Here is a 17,070-nt window from a genome sequence, read left to right as displayed (position 1 = left end):
ACACCCTTTGAAGACTGGCCACTGTCCAAGTTGCTCATGTACTGGCTTTGGGCGGATGAGTGTGGGCGGCATCGTAGAGGGATGGCAACACGATCAGACACGCCGCCCGCGGGGTATGAGCCCTACGGGATGGCGGCGAATGATGAACATAGAGCTTGAAAAAAAAATCTGAATGATCACACATTCGTTGAGCACTGGAGATCAGCAACCGGAAGCCACTTTTGACCAACGACCTAGCCTACAATACAAACCCATTTTCCCCTTACTACGAAAGAGAAATACCGCAGCCGAAAACACTTCAACCTTCTCGGCTGGATCGTCGGACCCCCGATGCACCGAACTTTCTTGACTCCGAGTACGCACTCAGAGATTTTCCAAATATATCACCATTTTTTCGCTCTCTTCATAGAATTACGGAAAAGTTTGATTTTCTTCGAACACCGTCCCGAAAGTGGGATGAAGATTACGTGAGACCAGACTCATTGAGTCGCTGGACGGACCAATTCAATCTTACGAAAGGAACAGAGCCACCTGTAATTAACGATAGCACAGAGCAAAACGAGGGCTGGGTCCGAAGCCTACTTCAAAGCTCAAAGCAAGCGGAAAAAGATAAATACATCAGGTTCTTTGTAACAGGTGAAATAGGCACCGGAAAATCCACATTCTTCAAAAGAACCATTCGTAAAAATCAGAAATTATTTCTAGAATCCAAAATTATTCCAGCGCGAATTGAATTCTCGAAGATTAGCAGATCTTCACCATCCGATGAAACCCGAAAACTAGAGATGCTCCGCAGGGCGATTATCGACTCGTTCTATAGAGAAATTCATCACCTATTTAGCGATGAGGTAAGGAAAACAAGCTTCTTTGAGAACGGGGAATTCGAAAAGTTTCGACGCTATATCATAGATCGAAAATTATATATCGGAGACGGGCAGAACTTCGAAAACCGACAAAAAGCTGCGGAGGATTTTGCGGATTTCCAAATCGCAAAAGCAAAGCGCTTCATCACACTTAGTAGAGAAGATAGAAAAATGGAGGTGCGGAACTCAGATGACACCTTCAAAGAGTTGACGATACACTACGTCACGCAACATCTCGGATACAGCTTTGTATCGATATTCGATGGCTTTGATTACATTACCGCCGCGGATTATCTTTATTCCACTTCGAACAGCGAGCAAATAGCCTCGTTGAATTCCGTTTATAAAGGATCTTCGAAGTTCCCACTCTTGGACCGCATCGGTTCCCACTTGGATTTTCATCAGGTTTTTGTGATGCGCGACGTCACTTACGCACGGTTCTTCGAACGCAACCCGGGACTAGATGAGATAGACAATCGAAAGCATTTTCGCATAATTGGCCCTAGCTCTAAAGCTTTGGTGGCAAGGGCTATTGCTCGAGTATGTGACGAAAACAATTTGCCTGATGTTTCAGCCGATCTCTTTGAATTTGATCGATTCATGCGCAAGACTATCCGTGAGGTAATCATTAAAGGTGACACAGAAGCCACTTCAGAAGGCAACAATGAAAACGAGAAATCAAACCCACTTGTACCCCTCAACCTATTCAATGGAAATGCGAGAAAAGAGCTCAACTTCCTCAAACTCATAATTGAATTTATTGTTCTTGAGATTATTGCAGATCCAAAAAATTCTTATACGGATTCGGTTGAGAACTTGTTCTCGGTGGCTGGAGATCCAGAATTTCGTAGGCGCATTCGACAAAAACAATATAGATTATTAGGGATCCTATTGTGCCAGAACCGATCGACGTTTCGAAACTCAATTGCCCTGCCTGCAGATGGAGAAATGGGACCAAACGGAATTATGGACTTGGAGGGCGTTGGAAACTACATTGACAATGTTTATAACTATGATGAGAAGAATCAAGCTCCCCTGGGACTCCTCTCAAAAATTCGTATTTGTGAACTTGTTAGGCGCATTCCACTGACTGCTGTGGAAATAGCGTCCAAACTTGGACAATCGTACAGCACGGACTACGATCGCACATTAGCCGTGATGTGTCGGACTGGTTTGCTCAAAACGCGCTTCAAAAATGGTTCCGTATTTTTTCAGGCTGAACCTTTGGGTATGCTCTGCATAGATCATCTTTGTCATAAAACTGAGTACATAGAGCACGTTTTTCCACACATCGCACTTCCCTCGCATGTTCGCGATCCGTCAATACGAGCGTATGAGAGAGATCGTACGTCGCCGAGATATTGGGCGCGTGCCTCGCTGGTAAATAGTTTCTTGCTCTTGCAGCACGTCCGACAAATCGAGAAATTAGAACGTAAAGAGGGCTATTCTTGGAAATGGTTAGCGCCACAGATCGAAACGCATCACGCGGATACGCTTGCGCGTACGGTTAGAAAATTTTTCAACCCAAATATAAATCGTACGATTCTCGATGAATTCGAATCTGATTTGAACAAGGTATATTCAATTTGACAAATCTTGCCTTCAACTCTATTGTTGGAATGGTTTTATTTATTATTACAACAGTTGCAGCTATAGTTACATTTCTGCTGAGAAAGGATATAGCTGAAAGACTTTCGGAAAGAAGGAATAGATTGGAAGAACTTAAGAAGGTCCACCAATTAGCTCATGACAACATTGTGCCACGTAGCTCTTTATCCAGGTCCGTGGCGAAGGCGCAGATCGAGCAGCTGCTCATTAGGAGCCGTGTGCAACCAGATGAGGAGCTTGTACAGGCGTCACACAACCTTGATGAGAACGTAGATGCACCAGGTGATACTTGGCAAAGGGTGGCAAGTCTCTCAAGAAGGCGCATTAGGCGCTTCCGAGTAACTAGTATGATACCATTTATCCAATGAAGCTTGAGTTACTCGGCTGTGTCCAGACCTTTTCTCGCCTTCTTCTTTAAGGAGGAGAATACACCTTTTTGGGTCTTTTTTGGTCTACCGATATGGACCCCGCGCGCTCTTGCTGCCTCCATCCCCGCCTTGGTCCGTTCACTTATCTGTTCCCTCTCAAACTCGGCGAACACCGCCAGGTGGCCATAGAGCATCCGCCCGACGGCGGTCGTCGTGTCTATGCCTTGGGTTAACGCAATGAAGTCCACCCCGTTTTGTCGAAGATCATCGAGGATTTGTAGCAGATGGAGCATAGATCGGCTAAGCCGATCCAGCTTCCAAACAACAAGCACGTCACCTTTGCTAAGCTCACGGCGTAGGCTTTCCAGTGACGCCCTATCCTTGATCGCTCCAGAGACACCCAAGTCCCCATAGATCACATCACATCCTGCAGCCTTCAGTGCATCCACCTGTAGAGCCTCGGACTGATCTGCATCCGACACCCGCACATAGCCGATTTTCCGGCCCTTTGGTTTCTCCTCCATATCCTCAGGCTGCCTGAGTCCTTCTGTCGCACAAGCCGCTTTCATGGCCATTCTCCTCTTTGCAAAAGGGGTCCCTTTTGAAAGCGGCGCTTGGGCTGGGTTTGATCGGCCTGTCTTTGCTCAAAAAACTGTGGATAACAGGCCTTTGCGAAAATCGGTGGTGCAGTCTGGTATGAATAGCAAAAGGGACCCCTTTTGCAGCCGGTGTGACATGGGCAACGCCTGAGAGGTCCACCATCATGCATCACCCCAAACCCAATCAATTCGTGCTCGAAGTTATGCAATGGGCACGAACCAAAGACTTGGAAGACACCGCCCCACTCGATCAAAGCGACCTTGATTGTATGAAAGCCATCCGTGCTGTCCTTGTCGAGCACGGTAAGCTGGACCGCTTTGCGCTGCATCTGACCCACAAACACTTCGATTTGGCGGATGACGAAGTGCTTGTGGAATATTCGAACGAAGAAAAACGCGAGCAGTATTTCAGGGTGGAGAAAGCCGACTCTGAGATCGCATCTCAGTCCATTCCAACCACATGGACATTGGAACGGATGGAGCCAAGCGCACGATGTGTCTGTGCCTGGCGTCCCGCACAGGGGCATCTCGCCCGCCATGAAACCGGCGAGATGATGCAAATGGACGACACGATCGTCTCCTAAGGCCCTCTCCCTTTATCGCTGTCTTACCAAAGAGTCTTCATCGTCATGTTTAATATCAAGATCTTCGGCATTGGCCTCATGGCCATTGGCGGTCTCCTTGCAGCCATCGCTATCGCCGTCACTGTCTCATCCTTTCGACCGCCATTCACCGATGCGCAGCTCAGGACCAACTATGCCACCTGGGGGCAAGGTCAGGGCCTTGAGGTTTATAGTAGGCAAATGGAAACCGTCATCGCCCGTGAGAATTCTCAGCGCATGACCTGCGCTATTGTTCCCGGAGGCTCGCAATGTCCGATGTCGGGCAATGTAGCCCTCCTCACCTATCTCGGCATTGTTCTGGCTGGTGTCGGCTTGGTCATCGTCATCGCCAGTCCCAAACGTGACCCTGCCTGATCGTGAGAGGCACACCCCTGCAAACAACAAAGCGCCGCCGGTCAATCAGACTGGCGGCGCTTTCAGGTTTCAGAACAGCGAATGCTTAGATGGCGAAATCTTCAATCGACTTTCCGGCCTCCAGCCCTTCTTTAATCCAAGCAGGCTGACGGCCCTTCCCAGTCCAAGTCTTGGCGGGGTTTTCTGGATGGCGATATTTGGGTTCGCCTTTGGCCTTTGTCTTGGTTGGCTTACCACCCAATAGGTCTTTGAGCTTATAGCCGTGCTTTGCAGCAACAGCTTCAAGCTCTGCGATGGCCTCGGCGCGCTTGCGCTCTTCATATCCTTCGACAGCTTTCGCCGTTTCTTTTTGTAGTGCCTTGAGCTCTTCAAGTGAGAGCTTCTCCAAATCCAGCTTTTTCGCCATTGGACCCTTTTCCTTCATAGTGACGGCTCTGCCTATGATGCCTTTCACCGACACGCAAGAAGGCATATTCAAAGATGGCAAAGCCGCCAACTCTTGCTGATTATCCACACCGATATATCAAACACTCACCTGCAATAATTGTCTCGGTATAATCGACGGATAAGTCTCGGGCTAAGGCGTCATAGTCGAAGTAGATACGCATGGCCTCGGAAATATCACCCATGAGCCCCTCTTCAACAAACTCAATCGCCAAAGTCCGCATCGATGCGAGATGATAGATATCAACGTCAAAGTCATCGGGAGACGTTTTACCATACTCAAACGAATAGCCACACTCTCCAACAGCTACAATAACCCGTTGCTTTTGTTTTTTTGCCCATTCCTCAACTGCTTCAAAAAATCCCTCAATGCTCCCCTGGTATAATCCAGTTGCTTCTGCGAGAGCTGCGTCAATAGCCTCGCCATCAATAAATTGAAGTTCAAACTCTTCAACCTCTTGACCGTAGTCGTTACGAAGGGCCGAAACCTTAGCGTGATACTCCTCGGCACTTTCAAAAAAGAAGCCGGTGGCTGAAAGGTCATAGGGTTGAGCGTAGATCCTTGTCATGTGTGTTGTCCTTTCTCCTGACGGGTTGCGCATGCAACCGTCTGCCCCTCTGGCGAAGAGCGGGGGTGCAAGGGACAAGGGCGGCATCAGCCGGGACCAGAGCCACGCACAGCTGCAAGGAGAGAAACGACTGAAGCGCGCATGGCGAGGACCCACCCCTTGTCGCGCGCCAGGGGCAGCAGCCCCAAGTAAGGCTCCGTGCCGTTTGAACCGAATTGCTCTTTTGTGGCGTGTATGCCGATCAAAGCAATCCGCTTCTCGTCTCGCGACCACATTGGAAGTGATGGATATCTCATCGTCGGTTTTGCCACAGGCCAATGATCTGGAAGGCCAAGGGAAAGCCCTGCTTCACATGCGTTGCGCCCATACGGTGTCCTTGTCATCGGACCTGAGGCGATCCCTCCCTCGAGAAAGACCAGCACTTAAGCGGGTCTCAATGAACCGAGACGGAGGATTCCATGATCAATCTATACACCATCGAAGAGCTACGAACGCTCACAACCAAACAGCTTGAAGAACTTAGATGTGAGCTGAGAGAGCTTCTGGAAAAATTGGCGGACAACAATCATGAAGCACGGTCATTGATCACCACATCGCTGAAGAACATCGACCATGTGATCATGCAGCGCTTCTTCAGGCCACAGCCTCCTGGCTAGGCCAAAATGGCGCAACAGTATCGGGTCCAGCGGCGTCCCGCTGGCGTCAATTCAACCGACGCCGGTTGGCCTCCATGGAATGGTCAGGGGTCTTGGGGGTAGGAACGCCGTCCAAGTCGATGGTCCAGGAGAGCGACATCTCCTCGGGCGGGTTTGCAAAGGACGGCACGCCTTTGGCCTATGGGTGGTCCATGGAGGGAGAGATGGCATCTCCCTCCTGGTTGGGGGTGTGGGGGTCTAAAGGTCCCCTACGAGTGACTGACCGGCGATACGGTCTTCTGGCGCACCATACATCGGCTCAATGCCTGGATGGTCGCCATGGGCCGGGGGGATGCAACGGGGGCATGCAAGAACGACAGTGACGGAATGGGCCCCCTTGCCAAGAGGTGTGCGACGGTACGACCACACACATCTTGCGATAGCGCTTATGCAGACAAATGACGCAGAACTGGGTCAGTGAACCGAAATTGACCTTGTGGATATACACGACTTAAGCCACAGCGGATCGCCGATTGTGGAGTAGCGATGTCGGAGCCAATCTCAAACGATGAGCGACTACTGGCTGCGCTGGAAGCTGCCTTGGATCGTTACGATGAACGCGTCGAAGTTCCGTTCTCGGCATCTCCATCGTTTCGGGTTGTTCCAAACGACGATTTCCGCGCCCACGTTTTCCCATTGGGTGATGGGCTAGGGATTGACGTCAGCTCTGGCGCAGCAGTTCAGATCATAGAGGCGTGGCACAAAGCTCTTACGCTGTCGGCGGAATTGCCCGAGCACCGCCAGATCCAATTGCTTGGCCGCCCGGAACACGCGGCGGACATGTCCCTAAGATGGCTCATGCAACACGAGCTCAACCACTTCGCCATTGGGCACTTCAAGATCACTGGCTCGGCGGGCATCTCGGATGCGGGTCCTCCTGTTGTATTCGATGTTGCGTCACGGCGCACGCAGCCATGCATCGATATCAAAGCTCTGCCACAGGAAGAGCAAGACATGGTTTCGCCGTGTCTGGAATTGCAAACTGACCAGGATGCGACCGAGATTGTGCTGGGGGCCTACGCCGCTGAGAACTGGCCACTCTACCGCTATTACGCAACCTGCATCCTGCCTGTGATGTTCATCCTGGAACGCGAAGACCAGCAATATGAGGAGCGTAGCCGGACACATCCAATGGCAGCAACACGGCTGTACCAGCTCTTGGCCTATCTGACCGAGCTCCCCTACATCCCAGCCTACAAACTCGCCCACCACGAGGGTTTAGAGCATATCCCAGATGCGTATCTCCCAAGTGCGGAAGAAATCGACGGTTATCGCGAGGCAATTCTTGAACCCGTCTTTGCAAGTTCACAAATATTCGCCGAAGCGGTCGGCATCCCCGATGCCTGGGACAAGCTCGGAGGAGCCGAAGATTTCTTCGCAGATATCGAAAACGTCCTCACCAATGGCCATCAACCGTCCAAGGCCTTCCGAACCGACGGCGCAAAACAATGGGCAGAACTCAAGCCACTCAACGACCGATTGCTTCAAATGATCCGCGATGCGTGAATGTGCAAAGTCAGTTGTTCGGACGAAGCCGACGTAGAAATTGTTGGTGTAGATGGCCGCTTTTTATGCGCAGCAGTTCCTAAGCCCGCGATTTGCGTTAAATACACTTATTACAAAGGTTGTGCGTGTTGGTGAGGTTCTAAACCGGTGCACAAGTGATAACGTACGCACCAAAGCTCCTTTGGTTGTGAAGGATAGCGCGGTGTTAGCCAGCCAACGCACCAACTATCAGGAGTCCCACTGTAAATATCCCGATCCACATGAAGATCGTACCAAGAATAGACCTTTTGACCGGCTTAACTTCGGCAGGATGGCTTACTTCTGAACGCCGCTTTGACGCAGCCTTGGCTTTTGGCTTCGCACTGGAAGTGGCAGTGTAGCTAAGGCCGGTTTTGGGAATGCTAGCAGTAACACGCGTACCGCGGTTACTGATATTTGTAGTTAGGCCTTTCCCTCCAAGACTAACTGAAGCGCCCCTCTTACCAGTGTTAATTCTGACACCCGGCGCGATCTTAAATGATTTTCGAAATCCAAAACCCACAAAAAAACTCCCTATTGATATCTAATCATAGATTGTTGCAAGAGAAAAGGAAATCGTCTTGATTGAAGAAAACGGTTTCAGTTTAACGAGCTGTGAGACGCATAGTCCCTCGTAGGTAAAATCCAGATGCAAGACCCGAAAGTCGCCATTCGCGACATTGCAGAAACTTGGTAGGAGCGCGCTCGGAGCAGCCATAGGATGAAATGCGGCATCTGTCGTAACTCAGCCACTACTAGGTGATGAACCTCACTTCCAGCGTGTAGACAATTGCCACATACTCTTTGGCATATGTGATGAGACTGTTCTGATCGATGAGCGGTTTTGGACCAAAGCACAGCACGAATACAAATGTGTGCAAACTGGGATCGTCATATTCGGCGATTTCGATGGGTGTGCCGTCCGACGTTTGCGGCAACGCCGCCGTGCCAGGCCGAAGCTTTACAAGATAGCTACGCTTTCCTTCACCTAAGGCTAGCAGGTGCCATGCCTCTCTCACACCTTCATAGGCAACGATGTAGCAAGGCTCAGGCACTTCCACTTGAAATCCATACGGCTGCCCAAGCCGAAACCGCGCTGCACCGTCGTCCGGCGGCGAACGGCGAGCAATACCAAGCTGCCCAAGTGGAACGGCTGTAACACCACCCTCAACCTCGTACTGCTTGATAAATTGGTCCCACTCCGAAACCCTCCGATACTGGAAAAGCTTCGGGGCTTTTCGCTGACCAAACTCAAAGTGATTGCGAGCGATCCACTCATGGATGGCTTGCGTTTTCGTCTTATCGTAGACGCCGCGCTTGATATTTGAGAACGGGTCTGCCGTCGTCGACAAGGGGCTGCCCTGAGCCTCTTCCAGCAACAGGTCAAACCGCCCACCTATTTTTTTGTGGAGCGCCCGTAATACTACGTAGAGCTGCTTTGTCGGCCCTTGCCGCTCTTCCGATGACAGAGCCATCCAATCAATTTCTTTGCCATCCATACTGGTGTGATACTGCGCTCGTTGAGCTGTGCAAACGATGATTTCTTCACCCGATTTCACCCCCGCATCACCCAAGAACGTCATCGGTTCGCCATGCTAAAGACAGGCTAAGCGTCTAGGATCATTGTAAATTATTCTTGCGCTGACACGCGAGGTGTGGCATGTTTGTTCTATATTTGTTCCAATTGCGTCCGCCTGTAGGCCAGACAGCAAAACAAGCATGACCCCCAACAACTAAAAACAAGAAAGGACCGGCCATGTCCCAGCCACTGACACCCCGTGACCAAACCACAGATAAGATCCCAAGCCTCTCCGTTGATTGGGAGCTCTATGCCGCCATGTTAGAAGAGAGCGATCGTCCGATTGAGCAGCAGCGGGAACTGATTGAGACGCTCTGGTCCATCGTCGTGATGTTTGTGGATATGGGCTTTGATCTCGATCCTGTCCGTCAAATCTGTGGACAAGGCGCCGATCCCTTGTCCGATGATCCCCCGGATTTGCTATCCTTGTTGGCACAAGAAGAAGCAGATCAAACGGCGCGCGAGGAGGACGAGACATGGCACAAGTAGATGAGCAACAAACAGGATGTACCAAGGCCCTGATCTATTGCCGTGTGAGCTCGAAAGCTCAGGAATCTGAGGGTCATGGGCTGGAGAGCCAGGAGACGCGCTGTCGGCAATACGCGGCCTCCAAGGGCTATGACGTTGCCGCCGTCTTTCCAGATACCATCACCGGCGGCGGAGACTTCATGAAGCGGCCTGGGATGGTTGCGCTGTTGTCGTTCCTTGATGCGCAACCTGATGAGCGGTTTGTGGTGATCTTCGACGATCTCAAGCGCTTCGCGCGCGACCGTGATTTCCACTTTCGCCTGCGCGATGCCTTCCGCGAGCGGGACGCCAAGGTCGAGTGCCTGAACTTCAACTTTGAAGACACGCCTGAGGGCGAGTTCATCGAGACCATCCTCGCCGCTCAAGGGCAGCTGGAGCGCAAACAGAATGGCCGTCAGGTGGCCCAGAAGATGCAGGCGCGGATGGAGAATGGTTATTGGATCCACACCGCGCCCATCGGCTATCGGTATCAGACCATCAAGGGCCGGGGGAAAGTGCTTGTCGCCAATCCACCATTCGATGCGATTGTGCGTGAAGGATTTGAGGGGTTCGCGTCTGGGCGCTTTGCAACTCAGGCGGAAGTTCAACGCTTCTTTGCGAGCTTTCTTGACTTCCCCCGCAACAGACACGGCGCGGTGACCAGTCAGCGTGTGGCCGATATTCTCTCACATCCAATCTATGCCGGGTACATTTGTTCCGAGCGCTACAAGCTGAATTGGATCAAGGCCCAGCATGAGCCTTTGGTTTCCATGGATATCTTTGAAAAGGTGCAAGAGCGTCGCCTAGGAGCGTCTCACGCGCCCCAGCGCAAAAACATCGGGAATGACTTCGCGCTGCGCGGCATCGCCACCTGCGCTTGCTGTGATGCGCCGCTGCGCTCCAGCTGGTCGAAGGGCAAGTACAAGCGCTACGCTTATTATCTCTGCCAGACCAAAGGCTGCGAGGCCTACGGGAAGTCGATTCCTCGGGATCGGTTGGAGGCACAAGTTGGCGAGATCATCAAAGATCTCCAGCCAACGGGGGGGCTCATCGCGATTACAACGCGTATGTTCCAGGACGCATGGGCCATGCGGGCCGAACAAGCCAAGGCCAAAGTACAAGCTGCGAAGCGTCAAATGGCGAAGGTCGAGACGGAGATTGATCAGCTGCTTGGTCGGATTGTGGAAGCCAGCAACAGCGCCGTCATCCGTGCATACGAAGATAAAATCGCCAAGCTCGAGTATGACAAGGCTCGATTGAGTGAAACGGCGCTCAAAGAGCAACCGCCGCAACGCGCCTTCGATGAAAAACTAGAACTCGCCTTACGATTCCTCTCAAACCCTTGGAAACTCTGGGAAAGCGGGCAGGCCAGCATACAACGATTGGTACTGAAACTGGCCTTCCAGGGGCCCGTCGCATATGACCGAAATCAAGGACCTAGAACTCCCGAAATATCCATGCCCTTCAAGGCGTTGAAGGGGGATTGGGGGTCTGTTTTGAAGAATGGTGCGGGCGGCGGGACTTGAACCCGCACGGGCACAAGGCCCAACAGATTTTAAGTCTGGTATGTCTACCAATTCCATCACGCCCGCATCGCGCCTATCGGTAGCGGGGCCGGGCAGGGATGACAATGGAAGAGCCCCGCGCCGTAGCTGCACGCCCCGGATTGGGGTCGGGACGTGCAGCATCTGGGTACACAAGCACAGAAGTCCGCCGACCAGGCGGCGGATGCCGAACGTTACGGGGAAATCCCTTAATGGACGGTTAACGAAGGACGGTTAACGACGGAGCGTTACCGCACGCGCGCTCAAAGCCCCTCGTAGGTGCAGATCGCGTGGACCGGGACGCCCATCGCCTCCAGCTTCGCGCGCCCGCCCAGATCGGGCAGGTCGACCACGAAGGCGCATCCAATCACCTCGGCCCCCAGCCGCTCGATCAGCTTGATGCCCGCCTCCGCCGTGCCGCCGGTGGCCAGAAGGTCGTCGACGATCAGCACCTTGTCGCCGGGGGCCACGGCATCGTCGTGGATCTCCACGACCGCCTCGCCGTATTCCAGCTTGTAGGCCTGCTCGATCGTGGCGGCGGGCAGTTTGCCCTTCTTGCGCACCGGCACGAAGCCCTTGGACAGCTGGTGCGCCACCGCGCCGCCCAGGATGAAGCCGCGCGCCTCCAGCCCTGCAACCGCGTCAATCGTCTCGCCCACGAAGGGTGACAGCAATTGGTCGACGGCCAGCCGGAACCCCCTCGGGTCCTGGAACAGCGTGGTGACATCGCGGAACAAGATGCCCTCGTGAGGGAAATCCGGGATCGTTCTTATGTAATCTCGGACGCTTTTCTGGGCGATCATGTCTGCGGGCTCCTTGCCGGCGATGGGGGCTTAGTCCGACCCGCGCTCGGGCACGCCGGGGCGGGGGTAATGGCGGCGCAGGGCGGCGGCATCCTGACCGCGCAGGCGGGTCATGTTGTTGCCGTTCTCCGCGAAGATCGAATCCTCGTAGGCGGGGGAGGCGATGTCCGTGACAAGGCCGAGCGATTGCACCAGTTCCTCCAGCACGACCGACGCGATCTCGCGCCGCCGGATATCCTGGCTGATGGCGATTGTGGCCGCAACGATGTCCGCCCCGCGGGAGCGGATCGCGACCCGGCCAATGGCGATGGAGGAGCCGTCCAGCTCCTCCACGCCGGTGCCTTCGATAACCCCGCCCTGGGGCGCTTCGACCAGGTGCAGCGGAATATCCATCTCCCCCTCGTAGACCCGTTCAAGAAACAGGTGCGCGCCCGCCCCGTTGATCTCGTCGATGGCCGCGTCGATGGCAGCATCCACGAGGTCGAGCTTGTAATCGGGGAAACTGTCGGCAGAGGTCGCGATCCCCACCCGCAGGTTCAGGCGCTGTTCTTCGGGCCAGAAGATGAAGGGCTTGCCGCATTCGCCCCCGGGCGGCGCGGCGCAGGCCACCATGCGATAGAACGCTTCGTCCGAGACGAGGTCCGGCACCACGAGGAATTCCTGCGCCGATCCGCCACGCGGCGCGGGCAGGGCAAGCAGGACGAGGGAGAGGAGATACAGACGCCACATCGCGCAAATTGATGGCGCGGCTCCGGCGCTGGATCAAGTCGGATGCGCGCATTGGCCGCCACCTGTTGCGCGCTTGCTTTAGTCGTGTCCGGACCCGCCCCAACGGCGAACCCGCCCGGTGATGCCGTCCCACGGACCCGCACCCAGGATGCGGTCGGGGTTGGTGGGCGGCGGCATCTCAACACCCGCAAGCCGCGCGAAACCGAAGCGTGCGTAATAAGGCGCATCGCCCACCAACAAGATGCGGGCCCACCCGGCCGCCCGCGCGCGTGCCAATCCATCCTCCATCATCTGGGCGCCCAATCCCTCCCCCTGCCGGGTGGGATGGACCGCGATGGGGCCAAGCAGCAACGCCTCGCTCCGGCCGACCAGGACCGGCCAGAACCGCACGGCGCCCGCGACGATGTGCAGGTCGTCGCGCGCCACGACGCACAATTCAGCAATCGGCGGCACCCCGTCACGCAGGCGATAGGACGACAGCGCCTCGCGCCCCGGCGCGAAACAGGTGTCGAAAAGCGCCTCCACCTCGGCGCGGTCATCGTCGGTTTCACGTCTGAGCTGGTACATCTGCCGGGGGTCGTCTGGACCTGCGCTGCCTCTGGCCATGGGCGTAGCATGGGGCTAGGTCTTTGCCAAACCACGACGAAAGGTGCGCCTTCCATGTATTACCGCCCCGCCGATGGCCACGGCCTGCCGCACAATCCCTTCAACGCCGTCGTCACGCCGCGCCCGATTGGCTGGATCTCCAGCCGGGGCGCGGACGGGCAGGACAACCTCGCGCCCTATTCCTTCTTCAACGCCGTCGCCTACGTGCCGCCGCAGGTCATGTTTTCCTCCACCTCCGCCAAGGAGGATCGGGGCGATACGAAAGACAGCGTCGCCAATATCCGCGACACGGGCGTCTTTTGCGTGAACATCGTGGAATATGCCGCCCGGGACGCGATGAACCAAACCTCCGGTCCCTGGCCGAAGGAGGTTGATGAATTCACCGATGCCGGGATCAGGCGCGAGGACTGCGCCGAGATCGCGTGTTCCCGCGTGGCAGACGCGCCCGCCAACCTCGAATGCCGCCTGAGCCAAATCGTGCAATTGCCGGGCGAGGCGAATTTCGCCGTCTTCGGGGAGGTCGTGGGCGTCCATCTGCGCGACGATTGCCTGGTCGACGGTATCTTCGACGTGACCCGCTTCAACCCGCTGACCCGGTTGGGATACCGCGACTATTCCGTCGTGCGCGAGGTCTTCTCGCTGAACCGCCCGGGGGAATAGAAGGCCAGCCGCCCGCGGCTCAATGGTCGCCCAAAATCCCCGTGCGAACCGAGTAATCCGTGGCGATCTCGTAATCCGGGTCATCGTCGCTATCGACCATCAGGTGGCCCGCCTTGGACAGCAGGCGATGACAATCCCGGCTCAGGTGGCGCAGCATGATGCGCTTGTTCGCGGCCTCGTATTTGCCGGCCACCGCCTCGATCGCCTGAAGCGCCGATTGGTCCACCACCCGGCTGCCGTTGAAATCGACGATCACGGTGTCGGGGTCGCTTTCGATCTCGAACAATTCCATGAACCCGTCGGCGGAGCCGAAGAATAGCGGCCCTTGGATCTCGTAGACCTTGGCACCCTTCTCCGTCGCGCTGTCGCGGGTGATTGCGTGGATGCGTGTGGCGTTCTGCCAGCTATAGGCGAGGGCGGAGACGATGACGCCCACGACCACCGCCGTGGCGAGGTCCGTGGCAACCGTCACGACGGTCACAAGGATGATGACAATCGCATCGGTGCGCGGCACCTTGAACAGGATCGTCAGGCTGTTCCAGGCGAAGGTCCCGATCACCACCATGAACATCACGCCGACAAGTGCGGCCAGCGGGATCTGCTCGATCAGGGGTGCGCCGATCAGGATGAAGGACAAAAGGAAAAGCGCCGCGGCGATCCCAGCGATACGGGTCCGCGCGCCCGATTTCACGTTGATCATCGACTGCCCGATCATCGCGCAGCCGCCCATGCCGCCGAAAAAGCCGGTGACGGTGTTGGCCACGCCCTGAGCCACGCATTCCTGCGACGCGCCGCCCTTTTCGCCCGTGATCTCGCCCACCAGGTTCAGGGTCAGAAGGCTCTCGATCAGGCCGATGGCCGACAGGATCAGCGCGTAAGGCAGGATGATCCAGAACGTCTCCATCGTGAAGGGGGCCAGCAGGTCGCCGTAAAGCCCCGCCGTGGGTTCGCCGCTGAAGCTGAAGGGCATGTGGAAGGCCGGGAAGCCGCCCGCGATCTCCGCCAGGTCGCCCACGCGCGGCACGTCGATGGAAAAGACCAGCACGATGGCCGCGGTGATCCCGATGCCGGCCAGCGGCGCAGGGATGATCGTTGTGACCTTGGGCAACAGCCAGATGATCGCCATGGTCAGCGCCACAAGCGCCAGCATCATCGCCAGTTGCGGGCCGGGCAGCCAGTCGCCGCCCGCCATGCCATGGCCCGACGCCTCCGCCGATCCCGGCACCTGAAATTGGCTCAACTGTGCCAGGAAAATCACGATGGCCAGCCCGTTCACGAAGCCCAGCATCACCGGATGCGGCACCAGCCGGATGAACTTGCCCCATCGCAGGACGCCCACGGTAATCTGGATCAGCCCCATCAGGATGACGGTCGCGAACAGGTATTCGACCCCGTGTTCGGCCACCAGCGCCACCATCACCACCGCCAGCGCCCCCGTCGCGCCCGAGATCATGCCGGGCCGCCCGCCGATCACCGCCGTGATCAGGCCCACGATGAACGCCGCATAGAGCCCCACCAACGGATGCACGCCCGCCACGAAGGCAAACGCCACCGCTTCGGGCACCAGCGCCAGCGCCACGGTCAGACCCGCCAGGATCTCGATCTTCATCCGGTTCGCGCCCCAGCCATGGCCCATATTGGTCAGCTCGGGCGACAAACGGTTCTTGGCCGCGGCCATCAGGATGCGGGTCATACTCACCTCAAATCAGGGCAATCGGGCGAAGGTTCACGCGTGCTCCGCCGTCGAATTTCTCCGCGACGACCTACGGGGCTTGTCCGCCCAAGTCACGGTATTCTTGCGCATACTTGCTATGCCGCCGTGCGGCAAGGGGCGCGCATCGGCGCCATTGCGTCACCGCTCTGCCGGTGCGACGCTGTGTGAGGTCAAATGGGGGCGCGCATGGACAGGCATCTGGCAATCATCGGCGGATCGGGTCTTTACCAGATCGACGGGCTGCAAGGGGCCGCGTGGCAGGAGGTCGAGAGCCCCTTCGGCACGCCGTCCGACGCGATCCTCACCGGTCGGCTGGGAGACCTGACGCTCAGCTTCCTGCCCCGCCACGGGCGCGGCCATGTCCATTCCCCCACCGACGTGCCCTACCGCGCCAATATCGACGCGCTCAAGCGGATCGGTGTGACCGATGTCGTCTCGGTCTCCGCCTGCGGCTCCTTCCGGGAGGAGATGGCGCCGGGCGATTTCGTGATCGTCGACCAATTCATCGACCGCACCTTCGCGCGGGACAAGAGCTTCTTCGGCAGCGGCTGCGTCGCCCATGTCTCCGTCGCCCACCCGGTCTGCCCGCACCTGTCTGACGTGGCCGAGGCTGCCGCGCGGGACGCGGGCGTGACCGTCCACAAGGGCGGCACGTACCTTGCGATGGAAGGGCCGCAATTCTCCTCGCTCGCCGAAAGCCGGATGTACCGCGCCTGGGGCTGTGACGTGATCGGCATGACGAATATGCCCGAGGCGAAACTGGCCCGCGAGGCGGAGCTTTGCTACGCCTCCGTCGCCATGATCACCGATTACGACAGCTGGCATCCCGACCACGGCGCGGTGGACATCACCGCCATCATCGAAACGCTCCATGGCAACGCCGCCGCGGCCCGCGCGATGGTTTTGGGCATTGCGAAAGCCCTGTCGCCCGACCGCTCCGCCTGTGACGCCGGGTGCGACCGCGCCCTCGACCACGCGATCATGACAGCGCCCGGGGCGCGGGATGCGGACATGATCGCGCGGCTGGACGCCGTGGCGGGCCGTGTTCTGCACGCGGGCAACTGACCGCGCGTGGGTGGGCCCGCGCTCGCCCCGCAAGTCGCGCCTCCACGCCGAGCCCCACGGCCCGCGATGCTTGCATTTACAAGATTGTTTGCCCCTTGACGGATTCCCCATTTTGCTGTGGAGGATGCCGATCGGGGGGAATAAAGATCGCAGCCGCGCATCGCGAAGCGTTTGTCGGTCCCCTTCGTCAATATTGGCCCGCGGATCGGCGAATGC

General features: G+C 56.4%; 18 protein-coding genes and 1 tRNA gene. 9 read left to right on the top strand and 10 right to left on the bottom strand.

Going from position 1 to position 17,070, the window contains the following annotated elements; genetic code table 11:
- Window positions 1–221 precede the first annotated feature (221 nt).
- Window positions 222–2,453 carry a hypothetical protein gene (locus KUW62_RS11575; RefSeq protein ID WP_224815630.1) on the top strand — a complete coding sequence of 744 codons (2,232 nt, stop codon included), beginning with the start codon at window positions 222–224 and terminating at the stop codon, window positions 2,451–2,453.
- A gap of 394 nt (window positions 2,454–2,847) precedes the next feature.
- Here the strand turns inward: KUW62_RS11575 and KUW62_RS11570 are convergent, their stop codons facing one another.
- Entirely contained in the window at window positions 2,848–3,414 is a 567-nt protein-coding gene (locus KUW62_RS11570) for a recombinase family protein (RefSeq protein WP_224815629.1), read from the bottom strand.
- Between the two features lie 188 nt (window positions 3,415–3,602).
- Between KUW62_RS11570 and KUW62_RS11565 the strand changes: the two genes are divergently transcribed.
- Both KUW62_RS11565 and KUW62_RS11560 read left to right on the top strand, forming a co-directional pair.
- Complete coding sequence (locus KUW62_RS11565; RefSeq protein ID WP_224815628.1) at window positions 3,603–4,022, top strand: hypothetical protein; 420 nt, start codon at window positions 3,603–3,605, stop codon at window positions 4,020–4,022.
- 45 nt (window positions 4,023–4,067) lie between these two features.
- Window positions 4,068–4,415 (top strand): hypothetical protein, encoded by a 348-nt coding sequence (locus KUW62_RS11560; protein WP_224815627.1) that lies wholly within the window; start codon window positions 4,068–4,070, stop codon window positions 4,413–4,415.
- 85 nt (window positions 4,416–4,500) lie between these two features.
- Here the strand turns inward: KUW62_RS11560 and KUW62_RS11555 are convergent, their stop codons facing one another.
- Window positions 4,501–4,821 carry an H-NS family nucleoid-associated regulatory protein gene (locus KUW62_RS11555; RefSeq protein ID WP_224817101.1) on the bottom strand — a complete coding sequence of 107 codons (321 nt, stop codon included), beginning with the start codon at window positions 4,819–4,821 and terminating at the stop codon, window positions 4,501–4,503.
- A 100-nt stretch (window positions 4,822–4,921) separates the two neighbouring features.
- Window positions 4,922–5,428 (bottom strand): antirestriction protein ArdA, encoded by a 507-nt coding sequence (locus tag KUW62_RS11550; protein WP_224815626.1) that lies wholly within the window; start codon window positions 5,426–5,428, stop codon window positions 4,922–4,924.
- A 458-nt stretch (window positions 5,429–5,886) separates the two neighbouring features.
- Here KUW62_RS11550 and KUW62_RS11545 point away from each other — a divergent pair, with 458 nt between their 5' ends.
- Complete coding sequence (locus KUW62_RS11545) at window positions 5,887–6,084, top strand: hypothetical protein (RefSeq protein ID WP_224815625.1); 198 nt, start codon at window positions 5,887–5,889, stop codon at window positions 6,082–6,084.
- Between the two features lie 525 nt (window positions 6,085–6,609).
- Window positions 6,610–7,629, top strand: a complete 1,020-nt coding sequence (locus KUW62_RS11540; RefSeq protein WP_224815624.1) for a hypothetical protein — start codon at window positions 6,610–6,612, stop codon at window positions 7,627–7,629.
- 205 nt (window positions 7,630–7,834) lie between these two features.
- Here KUW62_RS11540 and KUW62_RS11535 read toward each other — a convergent pair whose 3' ends face one another.
- Both KUW62_RS11535 and KUW62_RS11530 read right to left on the bottom strand, forming a co-directional pair.
- Window positions 7,835–8,170 (bottom strand): DUF4236 domain-containing protein, encoded by a 336-nt coding sequence (locus KUW62_RS11535; RefSeq protein WP_224815623.1) that lies wholly within the window; start codon window positions 8,168–8,170, stop codon window positions 7,835–7,837.
- A 232-nt stretch (window positions 8,171–8,402) separates the two neighbouring features.
- Window positions 8,403–9,230: a hypothetical protein gene (locus tag KUW62_RS11530; RefSeq protein ID WP_224815622.1), complete on the bottom strand. Its 828-nt coding sequence runs from the start codon at window positions 9,228–9,230 to the stop codon at window positions 8,403–8,405.
- Window positions 9,231–9,403: 173 nt separating this feature from the next.
- Between KUW62_RS11530 and KUW62_RS11525 the strand changes: the two genes are divergently transcribed.
- Both KUW62_RS11525 and KUW62_RS11520 read left to right on the top strand, forming a co-directional pair.
- Window positions 9,404–9,715: a hypothetical protein gene (locus tag KUW62_RS11525; RefSeq protein WP_224815621.1), complete on the top strand. Its 312-nt coding sequence runs from the start codon at window positions 9,404–9,406 to the stop codon at window positions 9,713–9,715.
- Window positions 9,703–11,259, top strand: coding sequence for a recombinase family protein (locus KUW62_RS11520; RefSeq protein ID WP_224815620.1), 1,557 nt, complete (start codon window positions 9,703–9,705; stop codon window positions 11,257–11,259). Before KUW62_RS11525 ends, KUW62_RS11520 begins: the two co-directional genes overlap by 13 nt.
- Here the strand turns inward: KUW62_RS11520 and KUW62_RS11515 are convergent.
- From KUW62_RS11515 to KUW62_RS11500, 4 genes are all read right to left on the bottom strand, one after another.
- A tRNA-Leu gene (locus tag KUW62_RS11515) sits at window positions 11,238–11,325 on the bottom strand. The genes KUW62_RS11520 and KUW62_RS11515 overlap by 22 nt on opposite strands.
- Window positions 11,326–11,540: 215 nt before the next feature.
- Window positions 11,541–12,077: an adenine phosphoribosyltransferase gene (locus KUW62_RS11510; protein WP_224817100.1), complete on the bottom strand. Its 537-nt coding sequence runs from the start codon at window positions 12,075–12,077 to the stop codon at window positions 11,541–11,543.
- A 33-nt stretch (window positions 12,078–12,110) separates the two neighbouring features.
- Window positions 12,111–12,809 carry a DUF2927 domain-containing protein gene (locus KUW62_RS11505; RefSeq protein ID WP_224815619.1) on the bottom strand — a complete coding sequence of 233 codons (699 nt, stop codon included), beginning with the start codon at window positions 12,807–12,809 and terminating at the stop codon, window positions 12,111–12,113.
- Between the two features lie 78 nt (window positions 12,810–12,887).
- On the bottom strand, window positions 12,888–13,376 hold the full coding sequence (locus KUW62_RS11500; protein WP_224815618.1) for a GNAT family N-acetyltransferase: 489 nt from the start codon (window positions 13,374–13,376) through the stop codon (window positions 12,888–12,890).
- A 93-nt stretch (window positions 13,377–13,469) separates the two neighbouring features.
- Here KUW62_RS11500 and KUW62_RS11495 point away from each other — a divergent pair, with 93 nt between their 5' ends.
- Window positions 13,470–14,075, top strand: coding sequence for a flavin reductase family protein (locus KUW62_RS11495; RefSeq protein ID WP_224815617.1), 606 nt, complete (start codon window positions 13,470–13,472; stop codon window positions 14,073–14,075).
- Between the two features lie 19 nt (window positions 14,076–14,094).
- On the opposite strand, the gene KUW62_RS11490 is transcribed toward KUW62_RS11495, so the two are convergent.
- Complete coding sequence (locus KUW62_RS11490) at window positions 14,095–15,768, bottom strand: SulP family inorganic anion transporter (RefSeq protein WP_224815616.1); 1,674 nt, start codon at window positions 15,766–15,768, stop codon at window positions 14,095–14,097.
- A gap of 207 nt (window positions 15,769–15,975) precedes the next feature.
- Between KUW62_RS11490 and KUW62_RS11485 the strand changes: the two genes are divergently transcribed.
- Window positions 15,976–16,854 carry an S-methyl-5'-thioadenosine phosphorylase gene (locus KUW62_RS11485; protein ID WP_224815615.1) on the top strand — a complete coding sequence of 293 codons (879 nt, stop codon included), beginning with the start codon at window positions 15,976–15,978 and terminating at the stop codon, window positions 16,852–16,854.
- The last annotated feature ends 216 nt before the right edge of the window (window positions 16,855–17,070 follow it).

Source organism: Hasllibacter sp. MH4015, from assembly GCF_020177575.1.
Taxonomy (GTDB): Bacteria; Pseudomonadota; Alphaproteobacteria; order Rhodobacterales; family Rhodobacteraceae; genus Gymnodinialimonas.
This window is presented reverse-complemented; position numbering and strand designations above follow the sequence as displayed.